The sequence below is a fragment of the Dyella sp. genome (assembly GCF_035486915.1).
Taxonomy (GTDB): domain Bacteria; phylum Pseudomonadota; class Gammaproteobacteria; order Xanthomonadales; family Rhodanobacteraceae; genus Dyella_B.
The window spans coordinates 1-26,418 of record NZ_DATHMR010000131.1; the positions used below are offsets into that span (position 1 = coordinate 1).

Below are 26,418 nucleotides of genomic sequence, written 5' to 3' on the forward strand. Positions count from 1 at the left end.
CTAATTCAACCTGTTCCTGGGGCTCGCGAGCTTGGTGACACACGCTGTCCGTGAGAAGCGCGATCCAGAAAAAAAGGGGAGCCCTTTTAACCAAGCGTAGTGGGCGCGCTGGCTCTGTTCTCACATCATTCTGGAACAGGCTGGCTCTTCCTTACGAAACAACCTGACCAGACGGCCGACCATCGGCAAAACCCTTAGCTTGAACTAGCGTCGGCATATCCCCAGTTTTGTTCAGGGCCATCAGGGCATGGACATGACCGAGCCAAAAGACAAAGAGCTGACGAGCGAGCTTATTGAGCCGACGGTTGAACCCACAGGCGACAAAGTCTATCGGCTTACCGCTGCGGTGGCTGCGGCTGCGTCCGTCGTGGATTACGGTGCCACCAATGCGCTCTTCCAGACCTTTATCAAATCACCGACCGAACGCCGGACACGGCAAGCCATCCAACTCATCATGGAGGCGGTCAACGAAATCAAGGAACGGGTTAAGCGCACCGAAGAGCAGTTACAAGACAACGAGGCATTTGTCTCGACCATAGCCACCGCTTATTCGATGGCAAGCCGAACCGCAGAACCGGAAAAACTTTCTGCAATCAAACGATCGGTGGTGAGCAGCGCACTTGAAAGCGCGCCAGAGGAGGCTGTTCAACAGATGTATTTATCTACCCTCGCAGAGATGACAAGCATCCATCTTCGGCTCCTCCCCTATTTCAAGACCCTATCGTATTTTAAGGTTAAGTCGTTCAACACTTCGGATCATCGGGTCCAGGAAAGCTACTTCGAACATGTGATGCCGTTTGCTCCTGAAAATACCCCAAGGGCCTTTATTGAGCGGGCGACACGAGACCTTCAAGCCTGGGGAGTTATCGCTATCCCGGCAGGTGCTCCCCAGACCATGCCGGGACCCAACTTCATTACGATGATGTTGACTGACTTCGGAAACGGATTGGTGGAATTCATCGAAGCCTGATTTACGGCCTCATCACCGCCGGCCGCAATTCCAGCGCCATGGTCTTTAATTTTTCTTCCATGGGATCCGGCACCCCATCCGCCTCCGGCGTCTTCTCCGGCAACACCGGCGCCACCGCTTCAAGCCACCCGCGTTCTTGGTCACACCCCAATCACGGGGCGTAGGTCCTTAGGAACGACCAGGCGGAAATGCCACATCCCCGATTTGGGGTGGCGCAAAAGATGGTGGGTCAGGCGCATATGTTGACCAACCAAGTTGACCAAGCGCCAAATCGCAGGCAAAGAAAAAGCCCTGCAAAAACAGGGCTTTTTCAGTATTGGCTGGGAGACTAGGATTCGAACCTAGATAAACGGAGTCAGAGTCCGTTGTCCTACCGTTAGACGATCTCCCAATGTCGTGCCGAGCCGGTGCGCTCTGACTTGATGCACCGGACGGTCGAATCGCGGCCTCTTGCGAGGATTAGCGCTTCGAGAACTGGGTAGCGCGACGGGCTTTGTGCAGACCGACTTTCTTACGCTCGACTTCGCGGGCGTCGCGGGTCACGAAGCCAGCCTTGCGAAGCTGGGACTTCAAGCTTTCGTCGTATTCGATCAGGGCGCGGGCGATGCCGAGGCGAATGGCGCCGGCCTGGCCGGTGATGCCACCGCCGGCGACCGTGACCTTGATGTCGAACTTGTCGGTGCTCTGGGTCAGTTCGAGCGGCTGACGCACGATCATGCGCGAGGTTTCACGACCGAAGAACTGGTCGAGGGTCTTGCCGTTGACTTCGATCGCGCCGTTGCCCTTGCGCAGGAATACGCGAGCTGCGGAGGTCTTGCGGCGGCCGGTGCCGTAGTTCTGCTGAATCGCCATGATGCTTCCTTAGATTTCCAGCGCCTGCGGCTGCTGTGCGGTATGCGGATGTTCGGTGCCACCGTATACCTTGAGCTTGCGGTACATGGCGCGGCCCAGCGGGTTCTTCGGCAGCATGCCCTTCACGGCGATCTCGATGACGCGCTCGGGATGGGTGGCCAGCAGGTCTTTCAGACTCATGGTCTTGAGGTTGCCGACGTAGCCGGTGAAGCGGTGGTACTTCTTGTCGTCCAGCTTGGCGCCGGTGACAGCCACCTTCTCCGCGTTGATCACGACGATGTAGTCGCCGGTGTCGACGTGGGGGGTGAATTCGGGCTTATGCTTGCCGCGCAGGCGACGCGCAATCTCAGTCGAGAGACGACCGAGGGTCTTGTCCGTGGCATCAACCACGTACCAGTCGCGCTTGACGCTTTCCGGCTTGGCGCTGAACGTTTTCATTTCGGAATACCTGTCTGCCGCCACATGGGCGGTAAGCGGAATCGATGGAACAAAGGCGCGAGATGATAGCGAAGCTCTCATCTGTCGCGCAAGCCCACAAGGGGCTGCGAGTCAGCAATGATAGCATGATTAATATGCCTCTTGAGAAGCCCCAACACCGCATTGCCGTGCTGGCCGACCAGTGTGTGCAATGCGGTCTGTGCCTGCCCGTTTGCCCCACTTATGGTCTGGACGGCAACGAAGCTGAATCGCCGCGCGGGCGGATTGCGCTGGCCGCCGCTTTAGCCCGGGGACAGGTTTCGGCCAGCCCTAGCCTGCGTGAACCTATCGACCACTGTCTGGGCTGCCTGAACTGCCAGCGGATCTGCCCTGCCGGTGTTCAGTACGAAGAGTTGCTGATTGAGACGCGAGGCCTGCTTGGTCCCGCACCAGACCGCCCGGGTCTGTTGCTGGGGGTGGTCAAACGGCCAACGCTGAATCGATGGCTGCAACGACTGGCCCGATGGACCGGCGCCATGCGATGGGTGCCCGCCGTGCTTGCGGGAAAAACAGCCTCCTCCTGGCGTGCCGCGCTTTCCTTGTTGCCACGCCCATCCAAATTGTCGCCGGCGACTCCGGTCTCCCAGCGTGCCCCCGATTTGGGAATGGTTACCTTGTTTCCCGGCTGTGCCGCCAGCGTGCAGGACGCCGAGGCCGAACACGCCGCGGAATTGCTGCTTCGCGCCGCTGGCTATCGCGTTACCCGCCTTCCCGCTTTCTGCTGTGGCGCACTGGATCTGCACGACGGCGCAGTCGCCGATGCCGACAGAGCGGCCGAACAGGTGCGCCGGGCTTGGAGTGGTGCCCAGGCCGATCGTTTGATAACGATCACTCCGGGCTGCCTCAGCACATTGCGGCGCGCATTGCCTGGCGTTCGGGTCGACGACCCTTATGCACTGCTTGCCGAACATCTGGACCGGCTGGCGTTCCGCTCGTTGCCGTTGCGCGTTGTGCTGCACGTTCCATGCACGCAAGCCAACGTAGCGCGCAGCGATGAAGCGCTTGTACGGCTGTTGAAGCGCATTCCCAATCTCGAACTCAAGCGCTTATCCGCGCCCCCTTATTGTTGCGGTGCCGCCGGTTCGCACGTGCTGCAGTTCCCGGATCGCGCAGACCGTTTACGTGACGATGTGCTCGCGCACATCACCAGGCTGGATGCGCAGCTGGTTCTGTCGTCCAATATAGGTTGTCGACTTCATCTGGCTGCAGGACTGGCCGAGCATGCATCGACACCACCAACCCTGCATCCGCTAACGTTGCTGGCACAGCAACTGGACATCCGATGAACTCCACGTCCCACGCACGCACGCTGACACCGCTTGATCGCCTGCTCGCCGGTATCGAGCGCGCGTTGGAAACCGTGGCCGGCTCGCCGGAAGCCAATCGCGCCTCACCGGCGCAAAGCATCGCGGAAGCCCAGATGGATGAGAGTCAGCGCCGCCACGCCGCGGGCCTGATGCGCATCAATCACACGGGCGAGGTGTGCGCGCAGGCGCTCTATGACGGACAGGCAGCCCTGGCGCGCAAGCAAGAAAATCGCGCGCATTTGCTTCACGCCGCTGCCGAGGAAACCGATCACCTCGCGTGGTGCAACGAGCGTCTGTCCGAACTGGAAAGCCGCCCCAGCCTGCTCAATCCCCTCTGGTACGCAGGCAGCTATGCGATTGGCGCCTTGGCGGCGCTTGCGGGTGATTCGATAAGCCTCGGTTTCGTCGTGGAAACGGAAAAGCAGGTGGAAGCGCATCTCGCCGAGCACATCGACAGGCTTCCCGCGCAGGACGAGCGCTCGCGCGCCGTACTTCAGCAGATGCAAATCGATGAAGTGCAGCATGCGCAGAATGCGCGCCAGCGCGGTGGTATTACGCTGCCGTTTCCGATCCCGCAACTGATGCACACCACATCGATGGTCATGAAGACCGTGGCTTATCGCATTTGAGCCGAAAAACCCGCCTCTCGGCGGGTTTTTCGTTACATCAGATTACGCCCGTGAAACAGTTCTTCGATTTCACGGCGAAGCAGCGATTCAATGCGCTGACGTTCCTTGAACGACAGATCGTCCGCATGCGCCTCGAACAGATACGTGTCGAGATCGAAGTCCTTGATGTGCATCTTCGTGTGGAAGATGTTTTCCTGATACACGTTCACGTCGAACATCTCGTACTTCTGACGGATGTGGCGCGCAAGGTAATCCTGCACGGAGTTGATCTTATGATCGATGAAGTGCTTCTTGCCCCGCACGTCACGCGTGAAACCGCGGACGCGGTAATCGCACACCACGATATCGGACTCGAAACTGTCGATCAGATAGTTCAGGGCCTTTAGCGGAGAGATCACGCCGCAGGTCGCCACATCGATGTCCGCACGGAATGTCGCAATACCGTTGTGCGGATGCGTCTCCGGATAGGTGTGGACGGTGATATGGCTTTTGTCCATATGCGCCACCACGGCATCGGAGATCGTGTCGCGGCCCAGCTTCTCCACCACCGGCTCCTCGGAGATGAGGATGGTGACCGACGCACCCTGCGGGTCGTAGTCCTGACGGGCCACGTTGAGGATGTTCGCGCCGATGATCTCGGCCACGTCGGTAAGGATCTGGGTGAGACGATCGGCGTCGTACTGCTCGTCGATGTACTCGATGTACCGCTGGCGCTGATCTTCGGACACCGCATAGCAGATGTCGTAAATATTGAAGCTCAGGGCCTTGGTCAGGTTGTTGAAGCCTTGCAAACGCAGGCGCGGGAGGGGTTTCACCACGGCGACACTCCATGGCCGGGTCACGGCCGACAGGTGAGGCGGGTTAGCTACAAGGGTCCCCGCTGATTAGAAAAGCATGCTGGACCCTTATCCTGCACGCCCCTTGTGTACGGACGATGGCAGCTGCCACCATCCGGAAGACTGCGAAGTATGCGGCATATTGGATGAAAACTGAACCTACGGAGCTCACGCAGACTTTGCCATAATGCGAAGGTTGTTCAGGGACGTAAGCCTTTTTGCCGCTGGATGGGGCGGCTCTTGGAACTACTCAGCTTGGGGAAAAATCTGTGGTGCAGCTGAAATATCAACTACAACAAGCGTTCGAAAAGTCACAGGCTCCTCTCGGTTTTGCGCCAGACCCCGCCGCCATGGAGCGTTTTCTGGGGATGTGCCACCGCCGCCGCTATCCGGGCAAGACGGCCATCATCCGCCCGGGCGATCCTGCCAATACCCTTTATTACGTTATCGAAGGCTCTCTGGCCGTCTGCACGGAAGACGAGCAGGGTCGCGAACTGATCCTGGCCTATATCAGCCGCGGGCAGTTCATCGGTGAGATGGGGCTGTTTGTTGAGCAGGCCCAGCGCGAATCGATGGTGCGCACCCGCAGCCCCTGCGAAATGGCCGAAATCAGCTACGAGCGCCTGTTCCAGCTGATGGAAGGCCCGCTGCGCGACGAGTGTCCGAAGATCCTGTTCGCGATCGGCTCCCAGCTCACGCATCGTCTGCTGCGCACTTCACGCCAAGTCAGCCGCATGGCCTTCATGGACGTCACCAACCGCATCTCGCGTACCCTGCTCGATCTCTGCCAGGAGCCGGATGCGATGAGCCACCCGGCCGGTACGCAGATCCGCATTTCGCGCCAGGAAGTCAGCCGCATCGTCGGTTGCTCGCGCGAGATGGTCGGCCGCGTGCTCAAGCAGCTGGAAGAGCAAGGCATGATCGAAGTGTCCGGCAAGACCATCGTCGTGCGCGGCACGCGCTAAGTCTTCGCCTTCTTACGCCCCCGCGCGGCATCGCCGGGGGCCTTCGCTATCGCCGACGGTTCCGGCCTCTTGTAGATCATGTATACGTCCGCGCGCTCGTAATGCGAGCCCGGACGTATGGACGGCTGGAAGCGGAATCCCGCCTTTTCGTACATGCCCAGCGCCGGCTTCAGCGCGCTGTTGGACTCGAGGAACAGCGTGCCGCCACCACGCCGGTGGAACTCGGCTATCGCCGCATCGAGCAGACGTTTGCCGGCGCCCAGGCCCCGGAACGTTTCATCCACACCCATCTTGGTCAGCTCGAACACGCCGGGCGACTCTTGCAACAAAGCGCACGTACCGATGATTTCATCGCCTAGTCGTGCGAAGAAAATTGCCCCGCCCGGTTCGAGGATGTAGTGCTCTGGATCGCTGAGCACCGCGCGGTCGATATCCTCGATGTGGAAATAGCGCTCCAGCCACGCTGCATTCAAGCGATAGAAATGTTCGCGCCATTGGGGGGCGTAAGGAACGACTTCCATCGGCTTGGCCATCAGCGCGGTGTGCTCGGCCAGAATGGCGTTGGCGATGGGGCGTTCCTGCAGGGCGCGCTCGCACGCAGCGATGGCCTCGAGCAACTGCGTGGCGTGTTCGCCCAGCGATGCTGTCACGCCCTGCCGCACAGCACACCAGATCGGCCCGAGTTCGCCCAACGCGCTATTGGCCTTATCAGTGAGAGCGAGCACGGAGCGACGGCCATCCTTCGCATCGCGTCCGCGTTTCACCATGCCGGCGCGGACGAGTTTGTCGGTGAGCTGGCTGACGGCCGAATGCGTCTGACCGATCGCATCGGCGACTTCCGTGACCGAACGCGGCCCCACATCCCACAGATAGCGCAAAACCGGGAGCCAACGCGACTCGATGCGGGCACCGCGAGCCTGGTAGACCTCATCTGCCGCGCCGTAGAACTGATCGCTCAAGGCCTTCAGGCGGCTGCCAAGGGCCAGTTTTCCCAAGGATGCAATGTACATGGTCAGATCGTTTGCGAAATACGTAAGCGCTAACGTATCTCCGCCGCGAGCGGCTTGCAAGAGGGAAAACGACGAAAAATCAGTACCAGGCGACGCGCGATACGCTACGACCCAGCGCCTTCTCCACGCGCTTGCACAGCTTGGGCGTGCCGTTCACCAGCACGGCCTCGTGCGCCTGCTTGAGCATCGCCACATCGAGCATGGAATCGCCGTAGGCGACGCGCCACGCTTTCACGCCCTTCGCGGCAAGGCTTTGCACCTTGCGACGTCCCACGTTGTGCACTTTCACGCGCATGCCGGACCAGCCCGGCTTCAATTGCGATCCAACCACGCCGACCTCGGGCAACCCCAGCTGCGACAGCAAACGCGTGGCAAGCATCTGCTCACAGCCCGTCACAACAAATACTTCATCGCCTGCGGCAAGGTGCCGGCGCAACGCATGCAAGCCGTCGCGACAAAACTGTCGCGGGCGACTCACGATGTGATCGGCAAACGCATCCACGGCTTGTTGATAACGCTCCGGGCCCATACCGAAAAGTGCAACGTGCACCAGCGCACGCGCAGCCCACCACCGTGAGAACACCAGACATAGCAGCCACCACGGCATCGTCAGCAACGCCAGAATTTTGCTCAGCAGCGATTGCTTGTAGCGACGACGCATGAACATCGCGAACGAATCGCCGTGAAACAACACACCGTCGAAATCGAAGAGCACTGTGCGTGAGGCGCTCGCATCGGCACCGGATGACTCCGGCGCATTCGTCATGTCCCCTGTAGCCATGATCAATGCGTGCCGAAAAGTCGCTTCAGTTCCTGCCCGGGATCTGTCGCGCGCATAAATGCTTCGCCGACCAGGAAGGCATTGATACCAGCTTCGCGCAACTGCGCGACGTGTTCGGGCGTATGAATGCCCGATTCCGCGACCAGAATACGGTCGTATTCGATCAGCTGCTGCATTTCCAGCGTGGTTTCGAGCGAGGTTTCGAAGGTGCGCAGATTGCGGTTGTTCACGCCGATCAGCGGCACCGGTACGGCTTGCGCGCGCTCCAGTTCTTCGGCGTCGTGCACTTCGCACAGCACATCCAGATCGAGATCGGCTGCGAGCAACGACAGCTCGAGCAAATCTGCGTCGCCCAGCGCCGCGACGATCAGCAGGATGCAATCGGCGCCAATCGCGCGCGCTTCGTACACCTGATAGGGATCGATCACGAAGTCTTTGCGCAATACCGGCAGCGAACAGGCCGCGCGCGCCTGCTGCAGGAAATCTTCACAGCCCTGGAAAAAATCCTTGTCCGTGAGCACGGAAAGGCACGCGGCGCCACCCATTTCATAACTGCGCGCAATGGCGGCCGGATCGAACTCCTGCCGAATCACGCCCTTGCTTGGGCTGGCTTTTTTCACTTCGGCAATCACGGCCGGTTCGCCGGCTGCGATTTTCGCTTCGATGGCGGCTGCAAAACCGCGCGTATCGGGCATGTCGGCCGCGCGTGCGGAAAGCTCTTTCAGCGGCAACTTCGTGCTGCGCTCGGCGAGCTCTTCTGCTTTGCGGGCAAGTATGCGTTGAAGAATATCGGTCATGGTGTCGCGTTCAGCGGATGAAACAACGATGCGGCGGCATGGCCACGGGGACTCATTGGGTAGTATCCGCGAGTCGTCGCGTGGTTGCCACGAATTCATCCATTTTGGCACGAGCCGCGCCACTGGCGATGGTCGCCCGGGCCAGCTCGATGCCACTGGCGATGGACCCGACCAGACCGGAGGTATACAGGGCAGCACCGGCGTTCAGGCAGACAATGTCATGCGGCACGCCGTGGCGATCTTCGAGCGCTTCAAGCAGCATAGTTTTCGAGCCTTCCACGCTCTCGACGCGCAAATTTCGGCTCGATGCCATGGCCAGGCCGAAATCTTCCGGCTCGATCTCGTATTCGTGCACTTCGCCGTTGCGCAGCTCGCCCACCAGCGTCGCCGCGCCTAGTGAGATTTCGTCCATACCATCGCGGCCCCACACGACCATCGCGTTTTGCGAGCCGAGCGCTTGCAACGCGCGCACCTGGATGCCAACGAGATCCGGGTGAAAGACACCCATCAGGATGTTCGGTGCGCCCGCAGGATTGGTCAGCGGCCCAAGAATGTTGAACAGGGTGCGCACGCCCATTTCCTTACGTACCGGCGAAACGACCTGCATGGCGGGATGGTGATTGGGCGCATACATGAAACCGATGTCGGTCTGCGTCATGCACTGCGCCACCTTTTCGGGTGAAAGATCGATGCGCGCACCCAGCGCTTCAAGCACATCCGCGCTGCCCGATTTGGACGACACGCTGCGACCGCCATGCTTGGCGACACGGGCGCCCGCTGCTGCTGCAACAAACATCGAAGCGGTAGAGATATTGAAGCTCGACGCACCATCGCCGCCGGTGCCGACGATATCGACAAAATGCGGATGCGGCGGTGCGTCGACTTTCGCGCACAGCTCACGCATCACCCGCGCAGCGCCGGTGATTTCACCGACCGTTTCTTTCTTGACGCGCAAGCCGGTGATGATCGCCGCCGTCATCAGCGGACTGACTTCGCCATTCATGATCTGGCGCATTAGCGCGATCATTTCATCGTGGAAAATCTCACGATGTTCGATCGTGCGCTGAAGCGCTTCCTGTGGCGTGATGGAAATCGCGCGCCCGGTCATGCCGCGAGCTTTTTCTTCGGCAGGCCGAGGAAATTGCGCAGCAGATCGTGACCGTGCTGGGTCAGGATCGACTCCGGATGAAACTGCACGCCTTCGACGGCCAGCGTCTTGTGACGCAGACCCATGATCTCGTCGATCGAGCCGTCGGCGTTCTCCGTCCACGCCGTGACTTCAAGGCAATCGGGCAGCGATGATTGCTCGACGACCAGCGAGTGATAACGCGTGGCTTCGAACGGATCGGGCAATCCTGCAAAAACACCCTGCCCCCGATGGCGCACGGGCGAGGTCTTGCCATGCATGATTTGCTTGGCGCGAATCACCTTGCCGCCGAACGCCTGGCCGATGGCCTGATGCCCCAGGCACACGCCGAATACGGGAATCTCGCCACCCAGTTGCGTGAGCACATCCAGCGAAATGCCCGCATCGTCCGGCGTTCCCGGTCCGGGTGAAATCATGATGTGCGACGGCCGCATGGCGCGGATGCCGGCCATATCGAGCGCATCGTTGCGCACCACCTGCACCTCCTGTCCCAACTCGCCCAGGTACTGCACGAGGTTGAAGGTGAAGCTGTCGTAATTGTCGATCATCAGGAGCACGGGCGGGATTCCGGCAGGGGATGCGATACAGAGTAGTCATTATCCATCGAACGCGTGACTACGTGGACTATGAGGGGAGGCTCTCAGACAGCGGGCGCCGTGGACGGCTCGGCGTGCCGCCACACTGACCAGCTCACCCCCGCCATCAGCAGCACAATGGCGGCAATTTCCAGCGGGCGCGGCCAGCGATGGTCGTAGATGAAGGCGTAAAGCAGCGCGAACAGCGTTTCGAACACCAGCAGCTGGCCGGCGAGAGTCAGCGGCAAGCGGCGCGAAGCGGCATTCCACAAGGCGTTGCCGAGCCAGGAGGCGCCAATCGCCAACAACAGATTGACCAACCAGAACACCTGCCAACGCGCGGGCGGGACGGTGTGCTGCACCCAGCCGGCAGGCAGCAGCAGGATCAGCAGCCACAGCAACAGGCCAAGCAACCCCGTCACCGCGCCCCACAGCATGGACCATTCGTTGCCGGTGAAATGGGCGGTGCGGCGCAGGTAACGCGCGTTCTGCACCGCGTACCACGTCCAGCAGGCCAATGCGCCCGTGGCGCAGACCATGCCAATGCAGCGGGTGAGAATGCTGGCGTGTGGTGCACTGTCCACGCCGAATACATCCGCATTGATGCACGCGATACCGGCCAATACCATCGAAAGCGGCCACGCCAGCCGCGCCAGCGGCACGGAGCCATGATCGCTACGGCCGATCAACGTAACGGAAACAGGCAATACGCCGATGATGAGCGAGGTCGCCGCTACGCCAACCTCATGCACGGCAAAGCCAAGCAACACGTAATACAGCAGGTTACCCACCAGCGCGAAACGCACCAAGGCAAAGAAATCCTCGCGCGTGAGCCGCGCCATCACGCTACGCGCCATCGGCAACAACGCGAGCGCGGAAACGATGCCGTACATCACGTAGCGTCCCGCGCTCAGTAGGACAGGCGAAAAATCGCCAAGCAGGCGTGGGACCAGGAACACCATGCCCCATAGAGCTCCCGCCAACAGTCCGTACAACACGCCACGTCGCATCGCTTTCCTTATGCGCTCATAGCGCCTGGGCCACTTGCACATCTACGCGGAACAACTCGCTCCGGATCGGTGTGTGCGTGAAGGCGACCCGGACAGTAGGGAAATTCAATGGATGATAGTCAAAATCCCGCAATGTCCTGCGCTCAGGGCCGAGCCAGTACTTGCCGCGTATAACTTTCCACGACCAGGCTGAAAGGTTGGTTGTCGCCGGTGAACAGCACGGCGCGATGCTGAAGCACATGGTCCGGAATCGCCAGCGGTTGCTCGCTCATGGGTGGCAGCGGCGTTCCGCTGTCCCAACCTTCCGGCAATGGCGACCACAAAAGATCGGCCGAAAGAGTCTGGCGACGGAAATGCAACGGCTGGACAACTTTGCCGAATGGCACATCGGAAGTGTCCAGCTGCTGATTCATCTCCGGCGTGAGGCGCGAAGGCACATACCAGTTGTCCGCATCCGACAGCACCACATCGCCGCAGCTCAACGCCACCCGGCGATAGCGCACCGGTTCGTCCGGGCCGATGCCGAGCAACGCGCGCGCGCCATCAGGCAACGGCTTGTCGGCGCCGTGCACGCGCTGCGCAACGATCTTCGCTATCGGCGCCAGGTGATGCACGCCGCACCATTGCTCCAGTGTCAGCGTCGCACTCGGATGACTGAGCAATTGCGCATTCAGCGTCTGCAATTCGGCCAGCGCCTGTGTACGGCTCAGCGGCGTATCGGGCCAGCCCTGCGATGATTGGCGCGCCGACAACGACGACGCGGCGATCAGCATCGAAAAAACCGCGAGATAGCCAGCACGGCGGACGATGTCTGGCATGACTCACAATCCCTTGGCGGCTTGAGCAACCGCACGGAACAATGCACGGCCCTTGTTCATCGTTTCTTCCCATTCCGATGCGGGATCGGAGTCGTACACGATGCCCGCACCCGCCTGCACATGCAGGCGGCCGCCTTGAATGACTGCCGTGCGAATGGCGATGGCGGTGTCCGCATCGCCCCACCAGCCGATCCAGCCGATCGCACCGGCGTAGATGTTGCGCTTGTACGGCTCCAGTTCCTGGATGATTTCGATGGCGCGGATCTTCGGCGCACCGCTGACCGTACCGGCAGGAAAGGTCGCCTTGAGCACGTCCATGTAGCTGAGGTCCGGCTTTGCCGTGCCCTGCACCTGCGACACGATATGCATGACATGCGAATAGTGTTCGACCGCGAAGGATTCGCTGACTTCCACCGTGCCCGTTTCGCTGATGCGGCCGATGTCGTTGCGGCCCAGGTCGATCAGCATCACATGCTCGGCGCGCTCCTTGGGATCGGCCAGAAGTTCTGCTTCGAGCGCGCGATCTTCTTCTTCCGTCGCACCACGCCGGCGCGTGCCGGCGATCGGGCGCACCACGACTTTGCCATCCTTGAGGCGCGCAAGAATTTCCGGCGACGAACCGACAATCTGCGTGTCGCCCAGATCCACGAAATACATGTACGGCGATGGGTTCATGGCGCGCAGTGCACGATACACATCCACCGGGCGCGCGTTGAAACCAACGCTCAAACGCTGCGACGGTACGACCTGGAAAATGTCGCCCGCACGAATGTATTCCTTCGCACGCTCGACCACCGCTTCGAATTCTTCCTTCGTAAACGATGATTTGAAATCACTCTCATCGAGCGCCGTCGACTGGGTAAGTTGCGGATAAGCAGCACCGCTCTGGCGCAATCGATGCGTCAAGGCATCGAGTCTGCGCTGCGCGTGTGCATAAGCCTGCGGCTGCGACGGATCGGCATGAACGATCACGTACAGGCGACCCTTGAGGTTGTCGAACACCGCCACTTCTTCGGCGAGCATCAACAAGACGTCAGGCGTGCCGAGTTCGTCTTTGCGATCCCACTGCGCCAGCCGCGGTTCGATATAGCCGATGGTCTCAAAACCGAAGTAGCCCACCAAGCCGCCGGTGAAGGCTGGCAGTTGCGGCAAACGCGGCACGTTGTAGTGCTCGCGAAGTTTTTCGATTTCAGCAAGCGGATCGTCCAGATGCCGACGTTCAACCACTTCGCCCGCATCTTCCGCTTCCAATTCGTGACCACGCAGGCGATACACGCGCTTCGCCGGAAGGCCGATGATCGAATAACGTCCCCACGTCGCACCGCCTTCCACCGATTCGAACAGGAACGTGTACGGACCATCGGCCAGTTTCAGGTAAACCGACAGTGGCGTATCCAGATCGGAGAACACTTCGCGCACCAACGGAATGCGGGTGTGTCCTTGGGCTACAAGCGCCTCGAATTCGTCGCGGGAAATCACGTAGGGTTCCGGATGGCCAAACGGGGAACGGCCATTGTACAGACTCTGCCTAGCCGGCCAGACGCTGTCTCGGCATCCCATGCAGGCGCAGGGTGAAGGCCACGCCGCTGCCATCTTCGAGATTTCTCGCCGAGGCGACACCCCCATGGCGCTCCGCAACCAGGCGCACAACATAGAGACCAAGCCCCAGATGCGGTGCATCGCCGGGGGTGGCTTTCTCGCGCAGGCTGACCAGCGAATCGAACAGACGGCCCTGCATGGCGGCGGGCAAAAGCGGCCCTTGGTTGGCCAGTTCGATTTCTGCACCGTTCTCGATCTGACGAAGGCTAAGGCGCAACCAGCCACTGGGTGGTGTGAACGACAAGGCGTTGTCGAAGAGTTTATCCAGCGCCTGGGCAATCAACTCCGGTGCGCCGTGCAAATGCACCGGTTGATCGGGCAGCACACAATCGAGCTGGCGCACGCCCGCAAGCGGCCGATAGGCTTCTGCGCATCCGTCCACCACCTCGACCAGATCGACATCTTCCGGCTCGGCAGCCGCGATGGCGCGTTCCATCCGGCTTGCTTCGCTCATCGCGCGAACCAGTTGTCCAAGACGCGCCACGCCATCGCGGGCACGCGCCAGATAAGGTTGCGCTTCGTCGGAGAGTTCGGCGTGTTCGAGGTTATCCAGCGACGACTTCACGATGGCCAATGGCGTATTGAGTTCATGCGACAACTTCGAAGCCAGTGTGCGCAAGTAATCGGTGTAACCACCGACGGCTTCGAACAAGCGTTGGAAGCTACGTGCCAGATCGCCAATTTCGTCTTCCGATTCCGCCATCGGAAATTGACCTTCGAAGAATTGGCCATCCAAACGGCCGTCGTTGAGTTGCGCGCGCTCGACGGCATCGCGCAAACGGCCAAGGCGAAGACTCAGACGTGTTGCAAACAGCAACAGAATGGCGCCAGCAACTAGCATCACGCCGAAGCTGGTCAGCAGCAAACTCAGGAAGGCACGGTTGGCGAGCAAGGGCACCGCGCGACTGGCTTGTTCCAGCAGCAGCACACCGACCACTGCGTGATCGCGCTCGATAGGAACCGCGGTTTCCAGCACAACACTGTCGCGCTCTTCGCCTTGACGCCATACCGTTGCAGGCTCGCCACGGCTGGCGCTTTGCACTTCGGGAAGATCCAGGCGCGGCGCATCTTCTGTCCACGACTCGGCATCTTCCAGCGGATTGGCGAGCAGCGAGCGATAAATCAGCGACGACAGCCACGGCGGCTGCGGACCGGATGTCGTCAGATGGCCGCTTTGCGCAAGCACCCATCCGGACGGCGTCATAAGTCGAGCGCGCGTGTCATCGGGTGCCAGCCGAACAAGTTCCTGCGCCAGATCTGGCGAGTAGCGCCACAGCGATCTTTCTTCTGTCGCCACGGGATCGCCACCATTGGCGGCCGTGTAAATACCTACGCCTAGGGCGCTCAGTCCGAGGTCCGGCGGCAAACGCAGTTCTGCGCGATAACCGCTGCCATCTTCCTGCCATTGACCGACGATTCTGTCTGGCAAATTGCCCACCGCAGGATCGAGCGGCAACGCCGTGAAAGCACCGGGTGCTGCGCTGGCGATCAGGTAGCGGCGATGATCGGAACCTTGAACAAGATCCAGCACGAGATGATCGGCCGACATCGCGTTTGCGTCGCCTGCATCGGCACGAGTTCGATGCGCGGTGCGCACATCGATGTACATGTAAAAGCCCTTGTCATCTTCGGCGAGCAGCAACTTGCCTTGCGTGCCGATGGATTGACTCCACGGCGTCATGGGTGCCCAATCGTCGCCGTAGCCATCGATGGTGATCGGATTCACCGCCTGCTGCACATACCAGCCCTTGCCGGCTTGCGGCAGCGGCGCGTCGGTGACGGCGAGGCTTCGCGCGACGGCGGTTGCGGTCGCGGTAAGCGCCTGCTCCTGTCCCTGGCGCAGCAGCGTTTCCATTTGACGCACATACAGCCAACCCGCCACCGGCAGTGCAAGCGTGCACAGCGCTACCAGCAGCAGTTTTTGGCGCAGGCTCATGCGTAGGTGTTCCGGCTCGTTCCAAGACGCAATTTAGTGGGTTGCGGCTTTGCTGGTCGAGCCCGATGCAGGGACGTACTTGGCGTAAGTGGAATGTTCGACGACTTGCTTGAACGCATCCAGCGCAGCCTGACTTTGCGGATCGCCCTGCCCGACCGTCATGGACCAGCTGTAACGGATGCCCGCCGCTTTTCCGGGATCGCAGAACACGACGACGTCATTGACGTGATCGCTGCCCGTATACATCACGCCCTGGCATGCCATGGAAGGGTTTTTGATCGGATAGGCGGAGACCGTGCCGGTGGGATCGACTTGCAAATAGTGCTTTCGATCGTCCTGCAGTTCGACATCCAGCGAGGGAAGTTTGGATGGCCAGACATTGAGCACAATCACGCGATCCGGTTTGCCCGTCCAGTCGCCCTGGTAGAGCACGTAATTCACACCAATGGCGCTGGCGTAGGTGCAGCAGTCTTTGGTCCAACCGTCGGGTGCGATGGTGTGGATGGTCCAGCCGGGAGCATTGCCATCTGCAGCGCCATGTGCATCGACAGCATTGCTCGACGGCTGCGCCGCCATCGACGCGCCCACTATGAACATCAAGAGCGCAACAACCCAGCGAAAACGCATCACGGACGCCACCGGTAACCCACACCATGCACGGTTTCGATGGCATCGAATTCCGGCGCCACCGCAATAAACTTTTTGCGGATGCGTTTGATGTGCGACGTGATAGTCGCATCGTCCACCACAAGTTCCGCTTCGCGCATCAGCTGGTCGCGATTCTTCACGTGACCGGGGAAGCGCACCAACGTATGCACCATCCAGAATTCGGTCACGGTGAGCGGCACTTCCGCGTCATTCCAGGTAATGCGCATGCGCTCGGATTCGAGCTTGAGCGGGCCGTGACCAATCACCGTCTCGCTGGATATCGGCGCCTTCAGCGATTCGATACGACGGAACAACGCAGCGATGCGCGCTGCAAGTTGATGCAGGCTGGTGTCCTTGCTGAGGTAATCGTCCGCGCCAAGACGCAGGCCGGAAATCACATCGAAATCCGAATCGCGCGCGGTGAGGAAGATGATGGGCAGCGTGGCGGACTTTGCGCGCAGCTCGCGGCACAGGTCGAAACCGCCTTCGGGTTCGTCGCCCAGGCCGATGTCGATGATCACCAGTTCCGGCAAGCGCGACGCGAACGCATTGGAGGCTTCCTGCCGCGAGCCGTAACCGCGCGTGTCGTAGCCGAAACGGGTCAGCGCTTCGACGTAGTTGGCGCGAATCAGCGGTTCGTCTTCGACGATGGCGATGTTGCGTCCCATGGAAATTCCTCGTGATGTTGGCGCGCAGCGTGCAGTGTGGGTGATCGGCGCGCAAGCCGGTCGGACACTTTGCCCGCGTTCTGCCAGATTCCATCGCCCGATCGCCCCCGACGCGTCGGTTGTGGCGCCGCGGCCGGGTGTTTGATTGCCCCAAGCCCAAATGAAGCGAATTGCATGCGCGCTGACCCCTCGATCGACCCCAATGCCGAACTCCGCAGCTTTGAGCCACTACGCGTGGTGCTGGCACTGGGATCGCTGATCCTTGCCCTGCTGATGAGTCTGCCCTGATATCACACAGTCCTGTGTCACATAGTCATGTTCATGAAGCCGACGTGGACGGCTTCGGCGCGACCGGCGCGCAAGGATGGGCACCGGTCGCGCCATCCGGCGAGCCCGATCCCGATTGGCAATCTCTGTAAACGGCGCTGTTAAGCGATTTCCTTCCGGCCATTCCTGTCCCGGCGTTCCATCCCCTCGCACTCCCGAGGGGATTTTTTTTGCCGACTCGAAATTATTTGCAGAAATCCGGGAACCATTTAGGGGGTGTCCGGTCACTTACTACGGCAGGCGTGTAGTCCATTTGCCGTGGAACTCGCCGGGGCTGATAAGGCGGACGAGCCTCCCGTCCTTACCAGCCGCGTGCAGGCCACTCCTGCCATGGTGTCTCCTCTAGCGTCTTTCCGACGCCCCTCCGCCCGGTGCAGACTTCCCCCTGCGCCGGGTTTTTCTTTTCTGGCTTCAGCCGAGCGCCTGGCGCATCTTTGTGATGACAGCCTTGTAGTCCGGCGCATTGAAGATGGCCGAACCGGCTACGAAGGTGTCGGCGCCTGCGGCGGAGATGTCGCCGATGTTGTCGGCGGTGACGCCACCGTCCACTTCCAGGCGGATGTCGTAGCCGCTTTCGTCGATCAGGCGGCGCACGCGGCGCAGCTTTTCCAGCGCCTCGGGGATGAACTTCTGGCCGCCGAAGCCCGGATTTACCGACATGATCAGCACGAGATCGAGCTTGTCGAGCACGTGATCGAGCCAGTTGAGTGGCGTCGCCGGGTTGAACACCAGCCCGACCTTGCAGCCGGAATCCTTGATTAACCCGATGGTGCGGTCCACATGCTCGGTGGCCTCCGGATGGAAGCTGATGCGGCTGGCGCCCGCCTTGGCGAAGTCCGGAACGATACGATCGACCGGCTTCACCATCAGATGCACATCTATCGGCGCGGCGATGCCGTAATCGCGCAATGCCTTGAGCACCATCGGCCCCATCGTGAGATTGGGCACGTAGTGGTTGTCCATCACGTCGTAATGCACCCAGTCGCCACCGGCGGCGAGCACCTTGGCGGTGTCTTCGCCCAATCGCGCGAAGTCGGCGGAAAGGATGGACGGGGCGATGATGGGCGACTGCTTGCTCATGGGAGAACCTTGCGAAAGAAGAAGACGTGGCGGCGCATAACGCGGCGCGGCAGATGTGTCATTTTGCCACGTCGCCCGAGGCCACGCTCTGGCATGGCCTATTTGAAACCGCGCTCAGCTTTGATGCGCTCGTACGCGGCGTTGATTTCGCTGGCGCGCGACTCGGCACGCTTGCGCATGTCCTCGGGAAGGTCACCGAGGCGGTCCGGGTGATGTTCGGAGATCAGCTTGCGATAGGCGCGCTTGATCGTGCGGTCATCCGCATCGCGCGCAATACCCAGCACGGTGTAGGGATCGGGACCTTGCGCATTGCGCTGCGGCGGCACATAACCGTTATTGCCGTATCCCGTGCCGTAGCCGTGGCCGCGCGCGCCGGCACCGTGCCACACGTAGCCTTTCATCGCCATCAACGCCATCAGCTCCATGTCGCTGATGCGTAGCGCGAATGCGAGCTGACGCAGGATCGACATTTTCTCCGGCGACGGCGAACCTTCCGCGAGGACGGTTTCGATTACGACATCCAGCAACGGGAAAGCGTGATCGCGACGCAAGCCCGCCCATTGGCGCAACGCATTGATGGGCGTGGTGACATCGAACTCCGGCTGCTTGCCGGTGTTGAATGCGTTGATGGCTGCCTGACGCAGGCCGTTGTGCAGGCCCATGCGCGTCATGATGCGTTCGGCAGTGGCGATTTCCACTTCGGAAACGCGGCCATCGGATTTCGCAATCGCACCCAGCAGTTGAAAAAGCGGCACAACATAGCCGCCCGATTCCGGAGTCGCCTCGCGCCGCTGATTGAAATTGAGGTTGTCCAGCGCGAAACCGATGATGGCACCGATGACGACACCGGTCATACCGCGTCCAAGGAAAAAACCTACCGCAGCGAACAGAATGGTGTAGGTGTATTTCATGGTTGCCCGGCGGCCTGCGGTTGCGGTGTTTGCGCGCTATACCAGCGCGCCAGCTGATCCAGATCCGCATCGCTGACCGGACCGATGGCCGCGCGCATCAGCGGTACATCGCGGTTACCGTCGCGGTAATCCATGAGTGCCTTGCGCAGGTAGTCCAGTTTCTGGCCCGCCAGATTCGGTGCGCCCGGAATCTGCGCCATGCCCGTTTCGCCGTGGCATGCCGCGCACAAGCCCAGCCGCACCGGTTTGGGCGGCATATCGGCAGCAAGCGCTGGCAGGGCACAGGTGAGACCGAGTGCCACGACGAGGAAGGTTCGCATCGGCAACACAGAAATATAAAGTCGCCGATTCTAGCAGCGTCGCCGGCCCGGGCCGTTACAATAGCGAGCTTGTTTGATCCTTCGGAGCGCCCCGTGCCAACCACCCTTCCGCAATCGAACCTGCCCGGCCTTGAGCTGATCCACCGCGGCAAGGTGCGCGATGTGTATTCGCTGCCCGGCAAGCGCTTGCTGATCGTGGCTACCGATCGCCTGTCGGCCTTCGACGTGGTGTTGCCCGACCCGATCCCGGGCAAGGGCGAAATGCTGACGCAAATCTCGAATTTCTGGTTCGGCAAGACTGCCCATATCGTGCCGAACCACCTGCTGCACACGCCGCTGGAAGACATTCTGCCCAAGGGCACGGATCTGGCGCTTTACAGCAAGCGTGCGGTCGTCACCAAGCACCTGAAGCCGGTGCCGGTGGAAGCGATTGCGCGCGGTTATCTGATCGGTTCGGGCTGGAAGGACTATCAGGCCACCGGTTCGCTGTGTGGCATCAAACTTCCGGTGGGCTTGCGCCAGGCCGAGCAATTGCCCGAACCGATTTTCACGCCATCGACGAAAGCCGCCGTGGGCGATCACGATGAAAACGTAAGTTTCGACGCTGTTGTTTCGGCGGTCGGCCAAGACCTGGCCGAGCAAGTGCGCGATGCAACGCTCGCCATCTACAAATGGGCGGCTGCGTATGCGGCGGAGCGCGGCATCATCATCGCCGACACCAAGTTCGAATTCGGCACCGATGAAGACGGCAAGCTGTACGTGATGGATGAAATGCTGACGCCCGATTCGTCACGCTTCTGGCCTGCCGATCAGTATCGGGTCGGCATCAGCCCGCCCAGTTACGACAAGCAGTTCGTGCGCGACTATCTGGAAAAGCTGGGTTGGAACAAGCAGCCACCGGCGCCGAAAGTTCCGGCTGACGTGATCGCTGGCACAGCGGCTAAATATGCCGAAGCGCTGCAACGTCTCGCTGACATCAAGCTGGATTGATCGTATGAACGCGTGGCTTAGCCTGGGCCTCGCGATTGTTGCCGAGGTCGTCGCAACCAGTGCGCTGAAGGCCGCGGATGGTTTTACGCATCTTTGGCCGAGCGTAATCGTTGTTGCGGGTTACGCCGTGGCGTTTTATTGCCTCAGCCTCACACTACGACAGATTCCACTCGGCATTGCATACGCCGTGTGGTCAGGTGCGGGAACGGCGCTGATCGCATTGATCGGCGTGGTGGTTTATCGACAGAAACTCGATCCAGCTGCCGTCTTGGGCATCGCCTTGATCGTGGCGGGCGTGCTGGTGCTCAACCTTTTCTCCAAGAGTGGTGCGCACGGATGACATCGCAGGAAACCACGCACGGTCCTCGTAGTATGCGCGACTGGCTCGACAGCTACAGTCGCGACCACCAGCATCCGAAGAACCAGGTGCTGCACTGGATTTGTGTGCCGCTGATCTTGTGGAGTGCTATCGCGATGATGTGGACGATTCCTGTTCCCGAGTCCTTGCTGCATCCCGGTGCGTGGTCGGTGTTGGCTATCGTTCTCGCGTTCACGTGGTACTGGAAGCATTCGCACCGGCTCGGCGGTGCATTGCTGATCGTGTTGGTGCTGTTTGCGTTGAGTTGCTACTACCTGTTTCAGCAATTCGGGCCGAGTGACTTGCTTAAGCTCGGTATTGCTGTCTTTGTCGTGGCGTGGATCGGCCAATTCATCGGACATGTGATTGAAGGGCGGCGTCCGAGTTTCTTTACCGATCTCGCTTACCTTTTGGTCGGCCCTGCGTGGCTGATGGACAAATTGCTGCGTCGCCTGGGCTTCAAGGAAACCGCATGACGAGTGTGCTTACGCTGCTCAGCAGCCTGATCTGGTGGGTGTTGTTCAGCAGCGTGGGTGCCGTAGTGCCCGCGGTGATCGCGTGGATCGTGTTGCGCTGGAGTGAGCGCACGTCGGTGGTTTTCAATCGCGTGTATCTGGCGTGTCTGATCTGGTGTTTGTTCACCATGCTGCTAAGTGCGGGCGTCGCGGCGCATCTGGGCATCATGCATGCGCCGTTTGGCCCGCTGATAGCCAGCGGTACGTTCCGTGCGTCATTAGTGCTTTCGATGCTGGTTGGCGTGTTCGCGATGTGGCGATTGGTTCCGCGCATCGATGCACGTCGCATTCGTTTGACGAGTGCGTGTTTTGCGGTGGCTGTGGTGATGGCGATTACGTTTGGTGTTGTGACAACGCTTGCGAGTTCTTGATCAAACCAAGCCGCGTCTTCCAAAGAACGCTTCCATCTGCCCTCACCGTCATTCCGGCGCAGGCCGGAATGACGGTGAGGTATTAAATGCCGGCGGGGTTATTAGTCGCGGCTTCCGCGAATACGGCCGACTAGCTCTCCCTCTCCCCTAAGGGGAGAGGGAATAAGTTGCCTTGTCAGCCGATCACTTTCTTCACCGTATCGACCACATGCGCGACGGTGAAGCCAAACTTTTCAAACAATATCGGCGCTGGCGCCGACGCACCGAACGTGGTCATGCCAATGACCGCACCGTCAAGACCCACGTACTTGCCCCAATAATCCGCACTGGCCGCTTCCACCGCCACGCGTGCGCGGCACCAACCCGGCAGAATGGCTTCACGATATTCCGCCGGCTGTGCATCGAATTCTTCCGTGCAGGGCATCGACACCACGCGTACGGGAATGCTCTGCTGTGCAAGCGTGCGTGCCGCTTCCATCGCCAGTTCCACTTCCGAACCGGTCGCGATGATGATCGCTTTGAACTTGGTATCGGCCGGATCGGAAAGCACGTAAGCGCCGCGCTGAATGTCCGCCAGCTGCTGCGCGGTGCGCTGCTGATGCTTGAGCGTCTGACGCGAGAAGATCAGGCACGATGGCTTGCCTTTGCGCTCGATCGCCACCTTCCATGACACGGCCGATTCAGCCGCATCGCACGGACGCCACAAGCGATTGTTCGGTATCAGACGCAGCGAACCGATGTGTTCGATCGGTTGATGGGTCGGACCGTCTTCGCCCAGGCCAATCGAATCGTGCGTGTAAACGTGGATGACGTGTGCCGGAATCAGGCAGCTCATGCGCACGGCATTGCGCGCGTAATCGGAGAACACCAGGAACGTGCCGTCGTACGGAAGAAGTCCGCCATACAACGCAACGCCGTTCGCAATCGCACTCATACCGAATTCGCGCACACCATAGTGCACGTAGTTTCCGTCCGGACCGGTGATGGTCTTGCTGCCCTTCCACATGGTGAGATTGGAAGGAGCAAGGTCAGCCGATCCGCCGATCAGTTCGGGCAGCAACGGACCGAACGCATCCAGCGTCATTTGCGAAGCCTTGCGCGAAGCGACATCCGGACCGTCCGCCTGCATCTTCTCGACGAAAGCCTGCGACTTGCTGGCCCAGTCTTTGGGCAGGTCGCTGGCCGTGCGGCGCAGGAATTCTGCGGCAAGCTCGGGATACTCGGCTTGGTACTTGGCGAACGCGTCGTTCCACTTTTTCTCGCGTTCGGCGCCGACTTTCTTCTTGTCCCAAGCGGCGTAAATCTCATCCGGAATCACGAAGGGCGGATAGCGCCAGTCGAGCATGTCGCGTGCGGCGGCAACTTCGCTCTTGCCCAGCGCCGCACCGTGCGCCTCTTCCTTGCCTTCCTTGTTCGGAGCGCCGAAACCGATGATGGTCTTGCAGATGATGATCGTCGGTTTTTCGCTCTGCGATGTCGCTTGCACGAAGGCTTTCTTTACCGCTTCGGCATCGTGGCCATCGACAGGACCGATCACGTTCCAGCCATACGCGTCGAAGCGCTTGGCGGTGTCGTCGGTGAACCAGCCTTCCACTTCACCGTCGATGGAGATCTTGTTGTCGTCGTAAACGAGAACCAGCTTGCCAAGCTTCCAGGTACCGGCAAGCGAAGCGGCCTCATGCGAAACACCTTCCATCAAGCAACCATCGCCCGCGAACACGTAGGTGCGATGATCGACGATGTCGTGACCCGGACGATTGAAATGCTGCGCCAGCAATTTTTCAGCGAGTGCAAAACCCACCGAATTGGCGATGCCCTGACCGAGCGGGCCGGTGGTGGTCTCCACCCCTGCCGTATCGGCCGCTTCCGGATGCCCCGGAGTCTTGGAGTGCCACTGACGAAAACGCTCGATCTCCGACATCGGCAAATCGAAACCGCTCAGATGCAGCGCCGCGTACTGCAGCAACGAGCCGTGACCGTTGGATAGAACAAACCGATCGCGATTGGGCCACTTCGGGTTGCCGGGGTTGAACTGGAGAAAGTCGTTCCAGAGGACTTCGGCGATATCGGCCATACCCATGGGCATGCCCGGATGGCCGGAGTTGGCTTTCTCGACAGCATCCATAGCCAGGGCGCGGATGGCATTGGCGAGTTCGCGACGGGTGGTCATTCGGGGATTCTCCGGAAGTGGCAGCGTGAAAAGTCCACATTGTCTCCGATCGCCACCGCTCCCGGCCATCCTTAACAAGTGAAAGCCTCTTCCAACTCGCTGGTTGACATTAACTTTGGCTTAATACTGTACCTGTCGGTATTGAAACCCTTCAGCCGCCGCCCCATCTAATCACTCGGCACCGTCGACGAACGGAGCCCAGCCCGGCATCAAGCCTCTCCCCAAGGCGCCGTGGTCTGGATACCTAAAGTGAAGAAGGAATTCCCCATGAAAAAGACTCTGTTTGCTATTGCTCTCGCTACTGCTGGTCTGGCTACCGCTGCTCCCGCCGCTTTCGCGCAAAGCGCGCCTACGCAGACGGCCCAACAGGGCTGGTATGTCGGCGCACAAGCCGGCTACGGCCAGGTCGACAACGGCCGGTATGACAATCAGGGCAATTACATCGGCGGCATCAATGGCGGTTACCGCTTCGCCATTAACCCCGAAACCTCCGTTGGCGTGGAAGCTGGTTACCAGTACTTGGGAGCCATCGACGCCAAGGGCGCCAGTAACGTGACCTCAGACCGCGCCCGACTCCACGGCCCGACGCTGGGTGCGAACTTGCGCTGGAACTTCAATCCCGACTGGTACGCTGAAGTCCGTGCCGGCGCTTTCTACGCGGAAGGTGCGGGCCTGACCAACGCTTATGACGCGTCTTACGCACGTTTCGAGCGCGTTCGCCCCTACGCCGGTGTGGGTGTTGGCTACAACATCAACCAGCACTTTAGCGTTGGTGTGAACTACAACTACTACGACGGTTCCAGCCGCGGTGGCAACCAGGGTGTGCAGCTAGACACCAACGCTGTCACGGTCGCTGCTGAGTACCGCTTCTGATCGTTCGTTGTTAACGCTGAAAAAGAAAGGGCGCCTGACGGCGCCCTTTCTCGTTTCGCAGTATGTCTTAGGCAGAAAGCGCGATCAGCCCTTCCACTGACCCAGCGCGGCCAGACCGTTGTCCTTGGCGCGCGCCGACACCGTCTTCTGCGCTTCGGCGAAGTTGCCCTTCATGTCTTTGGACCAGAGCTTCAACGCAGCCTGCTGCATGGCTCGACCGTAGGAGAACGACAGCGGCCACGGATGCGGGCCCATGCGATTCATGGCATTGAGGTGCGCGGTGGACTGCTCGTCCGATTGACCGCCGGAGAGGAACACGATGCCCGGCAGCGTCGCCGGCACGGTGGTCTTGAGCACGCGCACGGTGGCTTCAGCCACTTCTTCCACACTCGCCTGCTCGTCGGATTCTTTGCCCGGAATGACCATGCTGGTCTTCAGGATGGTGCCTTCCAGCAGCACGTTCTGCTCATACAGCGCATTGAACAGGCTGCGCAGCACGGCTTCATGCACTTCGTAGCTGACTTCGATGCTGTGATCGCCGTCCATGATCACTTCCGGCTCGACCATCGGCACCAGGCCGGCTTCCTGGCACAGCGCGGCGTAGCGGGCCAGCGCGTGGCAGTTGGCTTCGATCGCGGTGGAGCTGGGGTTATCTTCGCTGATGTTGATCACGGCGCGCCACTTGGCGAATTGCGCGCCGAGTTTGGCGTATTCGGCCAGGCGCTCGCGCAGGCCATCGAGGCCTTCGGTCACCACGTCGCCCGGAAAGCCGGCCAACGGCACGGGGCCCTTGTCGACCTTGATCCCCGGGATGATGCCGTTCTTCTTCATAACCTGGGTGAAGGGAACGCCGTCCTTGGTGGACTGACGGATGGTTTCGTCGTACAGGATCGCACCGGAAATGTGTTCGGAGAGGTTCGGCGAGGTGAGCAGCAGCTCGCGGTAAGCACGGCGGTTCTCTTCGGTGTTTTCGATGCCGACCGCCTCGAAGCGCTTCTTGATGGTGTTGGTCGACTCATCGATGGCGATGATGCCTTTGCCAGGTGCGACCATCGCCAGGGCGATGCTCTCGAGATCTTCAATGCTCATTAGGACGACTCCGTAACACTTGGGCGGCATGGGGCCGCAAGAAGGACGCCACCCGTGCGGGCGGTTAGTTAGAAAGTGCGGAATTATAGCCCGATCCGGCCGGAGGGGTTCCGGCCGGTGTCCTCTCGGGGCCTGGCGTCAGGTCGGCGCGTAGCCAGGAAGCTTGCAGGGCGCCATGACCGCGGCCTGCTGCTTGGGGTCATCCGGAGCGTTGAAGGGCACGACGTAATACGTCGACACCGGCTCCCCCTGCTTGTTGATCTTCGACGGCCCATAGCGGAAGTGGGACACCGCGCTGACGGCGGCCGGTCCGAGATCGCTGGCCGGCACCATCTTGGCCACCTTCACGTTCTGTGGCACGCCATCGGAGCCAACGACATACGTCACCG

Annotated in this window: 29 protein-coding genes and 1 tRNA gene; 9 read left to right on the plus strand and 21 right to left on the minus strand. The window is 60.5% G+C overall.

What is annotated here, in order from left to right; translation table 11 throughout:
• Nucleotides 1-253: 253 nt before the first annotated feature.
• On the plus strand, nt 254-970 hold the full coding sequence (locus tag VK725_RS10140) for a hypothetical protein (protein ID WP_325317933.1): 717 nt from the start codon (nt 254-256) through the stop codon (nt 968-970).
• Nucleotides 971-1,287: 317 nt separating this feature from the next.
• Here VK725_RS10140 and VK725_RS10145 read toward each other — a convergent pair.
• The 3 genes from VK725_RS10145 to rplM all read right to left on the minus strand — a co-directional run bounded on the left by VK725_RS10145 (nt 1,288) and on the right by rplM (nt 2,260).
• A tRNA-Gln gene (locus tag VK725_RS10145) sits at nt 1,288-1,361 on the minus strand.
• Between the two features lie 68 nt (nt 1,362-1,429).
• Nucleotides 1,430-1,822 carry a 30S ribosomal protein S9 gene (gene rpsI / locus VK725_RS10150; protein WP_325317934.1) on the minus strand — a complete coding sequence of 131 codons (393 nt, stop codon included), beginning with the start codon at nt 1,820-1,822 and terminating at the stop codon, nt 1,430-1,432.
• Nucleotides 1,823-1,831: 9 nt separating this feature from the next.
• Complete coding sequence (rplM, locus tag VK725_RS10155; protein ID WP_325317935.1) at nt 1,832-2,260, minus strand: 50S ribosomal protein L13; 429 nt, start codon at nt 2,258-2,260, stop codon at nt 1,832-1,834.
• A gap of 125 nt (nt 2,261-2,385) precedes the next feature.
• On the opposite strand from rplM, the gene VK725_RS10160 reads away from it, so the two are divergent.
• Nucleotides 2,386-3,585 carry a (Fe-S)-binding protein gene (locus VK725_RS10160; RefSeq protein ID WP_325317936.1) on the plus strand — a complete coding sequence of 400 codons (1,200 nt, stop codon included), beginning with the start codon at nt 2,386-2,388 and terminating at the stop codon, nt 3,583-3,585.
• Complete coding sequence (gene coq7 / locus VK725_RS10165) at nt 3,582-4,235, plus strand: 2-polyprenyl-3-methyl-6-methoxy-1,4-benzoquinone monooxygenase (RefSeq protein WP_325317937.1); 654 nt, start codon at nt 3,582-3,584, stop codon at nt 4,233-4,235. The genes VK725_RS10160 and coq7 overlap by 4 nt, the downstream gene beginning before the upstream one ends.
• 32 nt (nt 4,236-4,267) lie before the next feature.
• On the opposite strand, the gene speD is transcribed toward coq7, so the two are convergent.
• A complete protein-coding gene (speD, locus tag VK725_RS10170) occupies nt 4,268-5,053 on the minus strand; it encodes an adenosylmethionine decarboxylase (protein WP_126673404.1) in 786 nt (261 codons plus the stop codon).
• A gap of 287 nt (nt 5,054-5,340) precedes the next feature.
• Here speD and crp point away from each other — a divergent pair, with 287 nt between their 5' ends.
• Nucleotides 5,341-6,036 (plus strand): cAMP-activated global transcriptional regulator CRP, encoded by a 696-nt coding sequence (gene crp / locus VK725_RS10175; RefSeq protein WP_325317938.1) that lies wholly within the window; start codon nt 5,341-5,343, stop codon nt 6,034-6,036.
• Here crp and VK725_RS10180 read toward each other — a convergent pair.
• The 14 genes from VK725_RS10180 to VK725_RS10245 form a co-directional block, all read right to left on the minus strand.
• Entirely contained in the window at nt 6,033-7,046 is a 1,014-nt protein-coding gene (locus VK725_RS10180) for a helix-turn-helix domain-containing GNAT family N-acetyltransferase (RefSeq protein WP_325317939.1), read from the minus strand. The genes crp and VK725_RS10180 overlap by 4 nt on opposite strands.
• A gap of 79 nt (nt 7,047-7,125) precedes the next feature.
• On the minus strand, nt 7,126-7,827 hold the full coding sequence (locus VK725_RS10185; RefSeq protein WP_325317940.1) for an HAD family hydrolase: 702 nt from the start codon (nt 7,825-7,827) through the stop codon (nt 7,126-7,128).
• Between the two features lie 2 nt (nt 7,828-7,829).
• Complete coding sequence (gene trpC / locus VK725_RS10190) at nt 7,830-8,624, minus strand: indole-3-glycerol phosphate synthase TrpC (protein ID WP_325317941.1); 795 nt, start codon at nt 8,622-8,624, stop codon at nt 7,830-7,832.
• 52 nt (nt 8,625-8,676) lie between these two features.
• Nucleotides 8,677-9,732, minus strand: coding sequence for an anthranilate phosphoribosyltransferase (trpD, locus tag VK725_RS10195; RefSeq protein ID WP_325317942.1), 1,056 nt, complete (start codon nt 9,730-9,732; stop codon nt 8,677-8,679).
• On the minus strand, nt 9,729-10,328 hold the full coding sequence (locus VK725_RS10200) for an aminodeoxychorismate/anthranilate synthase component II (protein WP_325317943.1): 600 nt from the start codon (nt 10,326-10,328) through the stop codon (nt 9,729-9,731). Before VK725_RS10200 ends, trpD begins: the two co-directional genes overlap by 4 nt.
• 83 nt (nt 10,329-10,411) lie before the next feature.
• Nucleotides 10,412-11,368 (minus strand): DMT family transporter, encoded by a 957-nt coding sequence (locus tag VK725_RS10205; RefSeq protein ID WP_325317959.1) that lies wholly within the window; start codon nt 11,366-11,368, stop codon nt 10,412-10,414.
• 131 nt (nt 11,369-11,499) lie between these two features.
• Entirely contained in the window at nt 11,500-12,174 is a 675-nt protein-coding gene (locus VK725_RS10210; RefSeq protein ID WP_325317944.1) for a hypothetical protein, read from the minus strand.
• Between the two features lie 3 nt (nt 12,175-12,177).
• Nucleotides 12,178-13,653, minus strand: a complete 1,476-nt coding sequence (trpE, locus tag VK725_RS10215) for an anthranilate synthase component I (protein WP_325317945.1) — start codon at nt 13,651-13,653, stop codon at nt 12,178-12,180.
• A gap of 49 nt (nt 13,654-13,702) precedes the next feature.
• Entirely contained in the window at nt 13,703-15,709 is a 2,007-nt protein-coding gene (locus VK725_RS10220; protein ID WP_325317946.1) for an ATP-binding protein, read from the minus strand.
• A 33-nt stretch (nt 15,710-15,742) separates the two neighbouring features.
• A complete protein-coding gene (locus VK725_RS10225) occupies nt 15,743-16,336 on the minus strand; it encodes a hypothetical protein (protein WP_325317960.1) in 594 nt (197 codons plus the stop codon).
• Nucleotides 16,336-17,025, minus strand: coding sequence for a proteobacterial dedicated sortase system response regulator (gene pdsR, locus VK725_RS10230; protein ID WP_325317947.1), 690 nt, complete (start codon nt 17,023-17,025; stop codon nt 16,336-16,338). The genes VK725_RS10225 and pdsR overlap by 1 nt, the downstream gene beginning before the upstream one ends.
• 738 nt (nt 17,026-17,763) lie before the next feature.
• Nucleotides 17,764-18,432 carry a ribulose-phosphate 3-epimerase gene (rpe, locus tag VK725_RS10235; RefSeq protein WP_325317948.1) on the minus strand — a complete coding sequence of 223 codons (669 nt, stop codon included), beginning with the start codon at nt 18,430-18,432 and terminating at the stop codon, nt 17,764-17,766.
• Between the two features lie 98 nt (nt 18,433-18,530).
• Complete coding sequence (djlA, locus tag VK725_RS10240; protein ID WP_325317949.1) at nt 18,531-19,343, minus strand: co-chaperone DjlA; 813 nt, start codon at nt 19,341-19,343, stop codon at nt 18,531-18,533.
• The gene (locus tag VK725_RS10245) at nt 19,340-19,663 is read right to left on the minus strand and encodes a c-type cytochrome (protein WP_325317950.1); all 324 of its coding nucleotides are present in this window, start codon (nt 19,661-19,663) and stop codon (nt 19,340-19,342) included. Before VK725_RS10245 ends, djlA begins: the two co-directional genes overlap by 4 nt.
• Nucleotides 19,664-19,756: 93 nt before the next feature.
• Here VK725_RS10245 and VK725_RS10250 point away from each other — a divergent pair, with 93 nt between their 5' ends.
• From VK725_RS10250 to VK725_RS10265, 4 genes are read left to right on the plus strand one after another with little or no spacing between them, the layout of a single operon-like run.
• A complete protein-coding gene (locus tag VK725_RS10250; protein WP_325317951.1) occupies nt 19,757-20,653 on the plus strand; it encodes a phosphoribosylaminoimidazolesuccinocarboxamide synthase in 897 nt (298 codons plus the stop codon).
• A 4-nt stretch (nt 20,654-20,657) separates the two neighbouring features.
• Nucleotides 20,658-20,993 carry a multidrug efflux SMR transporter gene (locus VK725_RS10255; protein ID WP_325317952.1) on the plus strand — a complete coding sequence of 112 codons (336 nt, stop codon included), beginning with the start codon at nt 20,658-20,660 and terminating at the stop codon, nt 20,991-20,993.
• Nucleotides 20,990-21,487 carry a DUF962 domain-containing protein gene (locus VK725_RS10260; protein ID WP_325317953.1) on the plus strand — a complete coding sequence of 166 codons (498 nt, stop codon included), beginning with the start codon at nt 20,990-20,992 and terminating at the stop codon, nt 21,485-21,487. The genes VK725_RS10255 and VK725_RS10260 overlap by 4 nt, the downstream gene beginning before the upstream one ends.
• A complete protein-coding gene (locus VK725_RS10265) occupies nt 21,484-21,897 on the plus strand; it encodes a hypothetical protein (RefSeq protein ID WP_325317954.1) in 414 nt (137 codons plus the stop codon). Before VK725_RS10260 ends, VK725_RS10265 begins: the two co-directional genes overlap by 4 nt.
• 175 nt (nt 21,898-22,072) lie before the next feature.
• Here the strand turns inward: VK725_RS10265 and tkt are convergent, their stop codons facing one another.
• On the minus strand, nt 22,073-24,067 hold the full coding sequence (gene tkt, locus VK725_RS10270) for a transketolase (RefSeq protein ID WP_325317955.1): 1,995 nt from the start codon (nt 24,065-24,067) through the stop codon (nt 22,073-22,075).
• A gap of 267 nt (nt 24,068-24,334) precedes the next feature.
• On the opposite strand from tkt, the gene VK725_RS10275 reads away from it, so the two are divergent.
• Entirely contained in the window at nt 24,335-24,940 is a 606-nt protein-coding gene (locus VK725_RS10275) for an outer membrane protein (protein ID WP_325317956.1), read from the plus strand.
• 84 nt (nt 24,941-25,024) lie between these two features.
• Here the strand turns inward: VK725_RS10275 and VK725_RS10280 are convergent, their stop codons facing one another.
• Together VK725_RS10280 and VK725_RS10285 are read right to left on the minus strand one after the other, a co-directional pair.
• Entirely contained in the window at nt 25,025-26,029 is a 1,005-nt protein-coding gene (locus VK725_RS10280) for a class I fructose-bisphosphate aldolase (RefSeq protein ID WP_325317957.1), read from the minus strand.
• 138 nt (nt 26,030-26,167) lie between these two features.
• Nucleotides 26,168-26,418 (minus strand): energy transducer TonB (locus tag VK725_RS10285; RefSeq protein WP_325317958.1); only part of this gene is annotated, 251 nt, incomplete at its 5' end.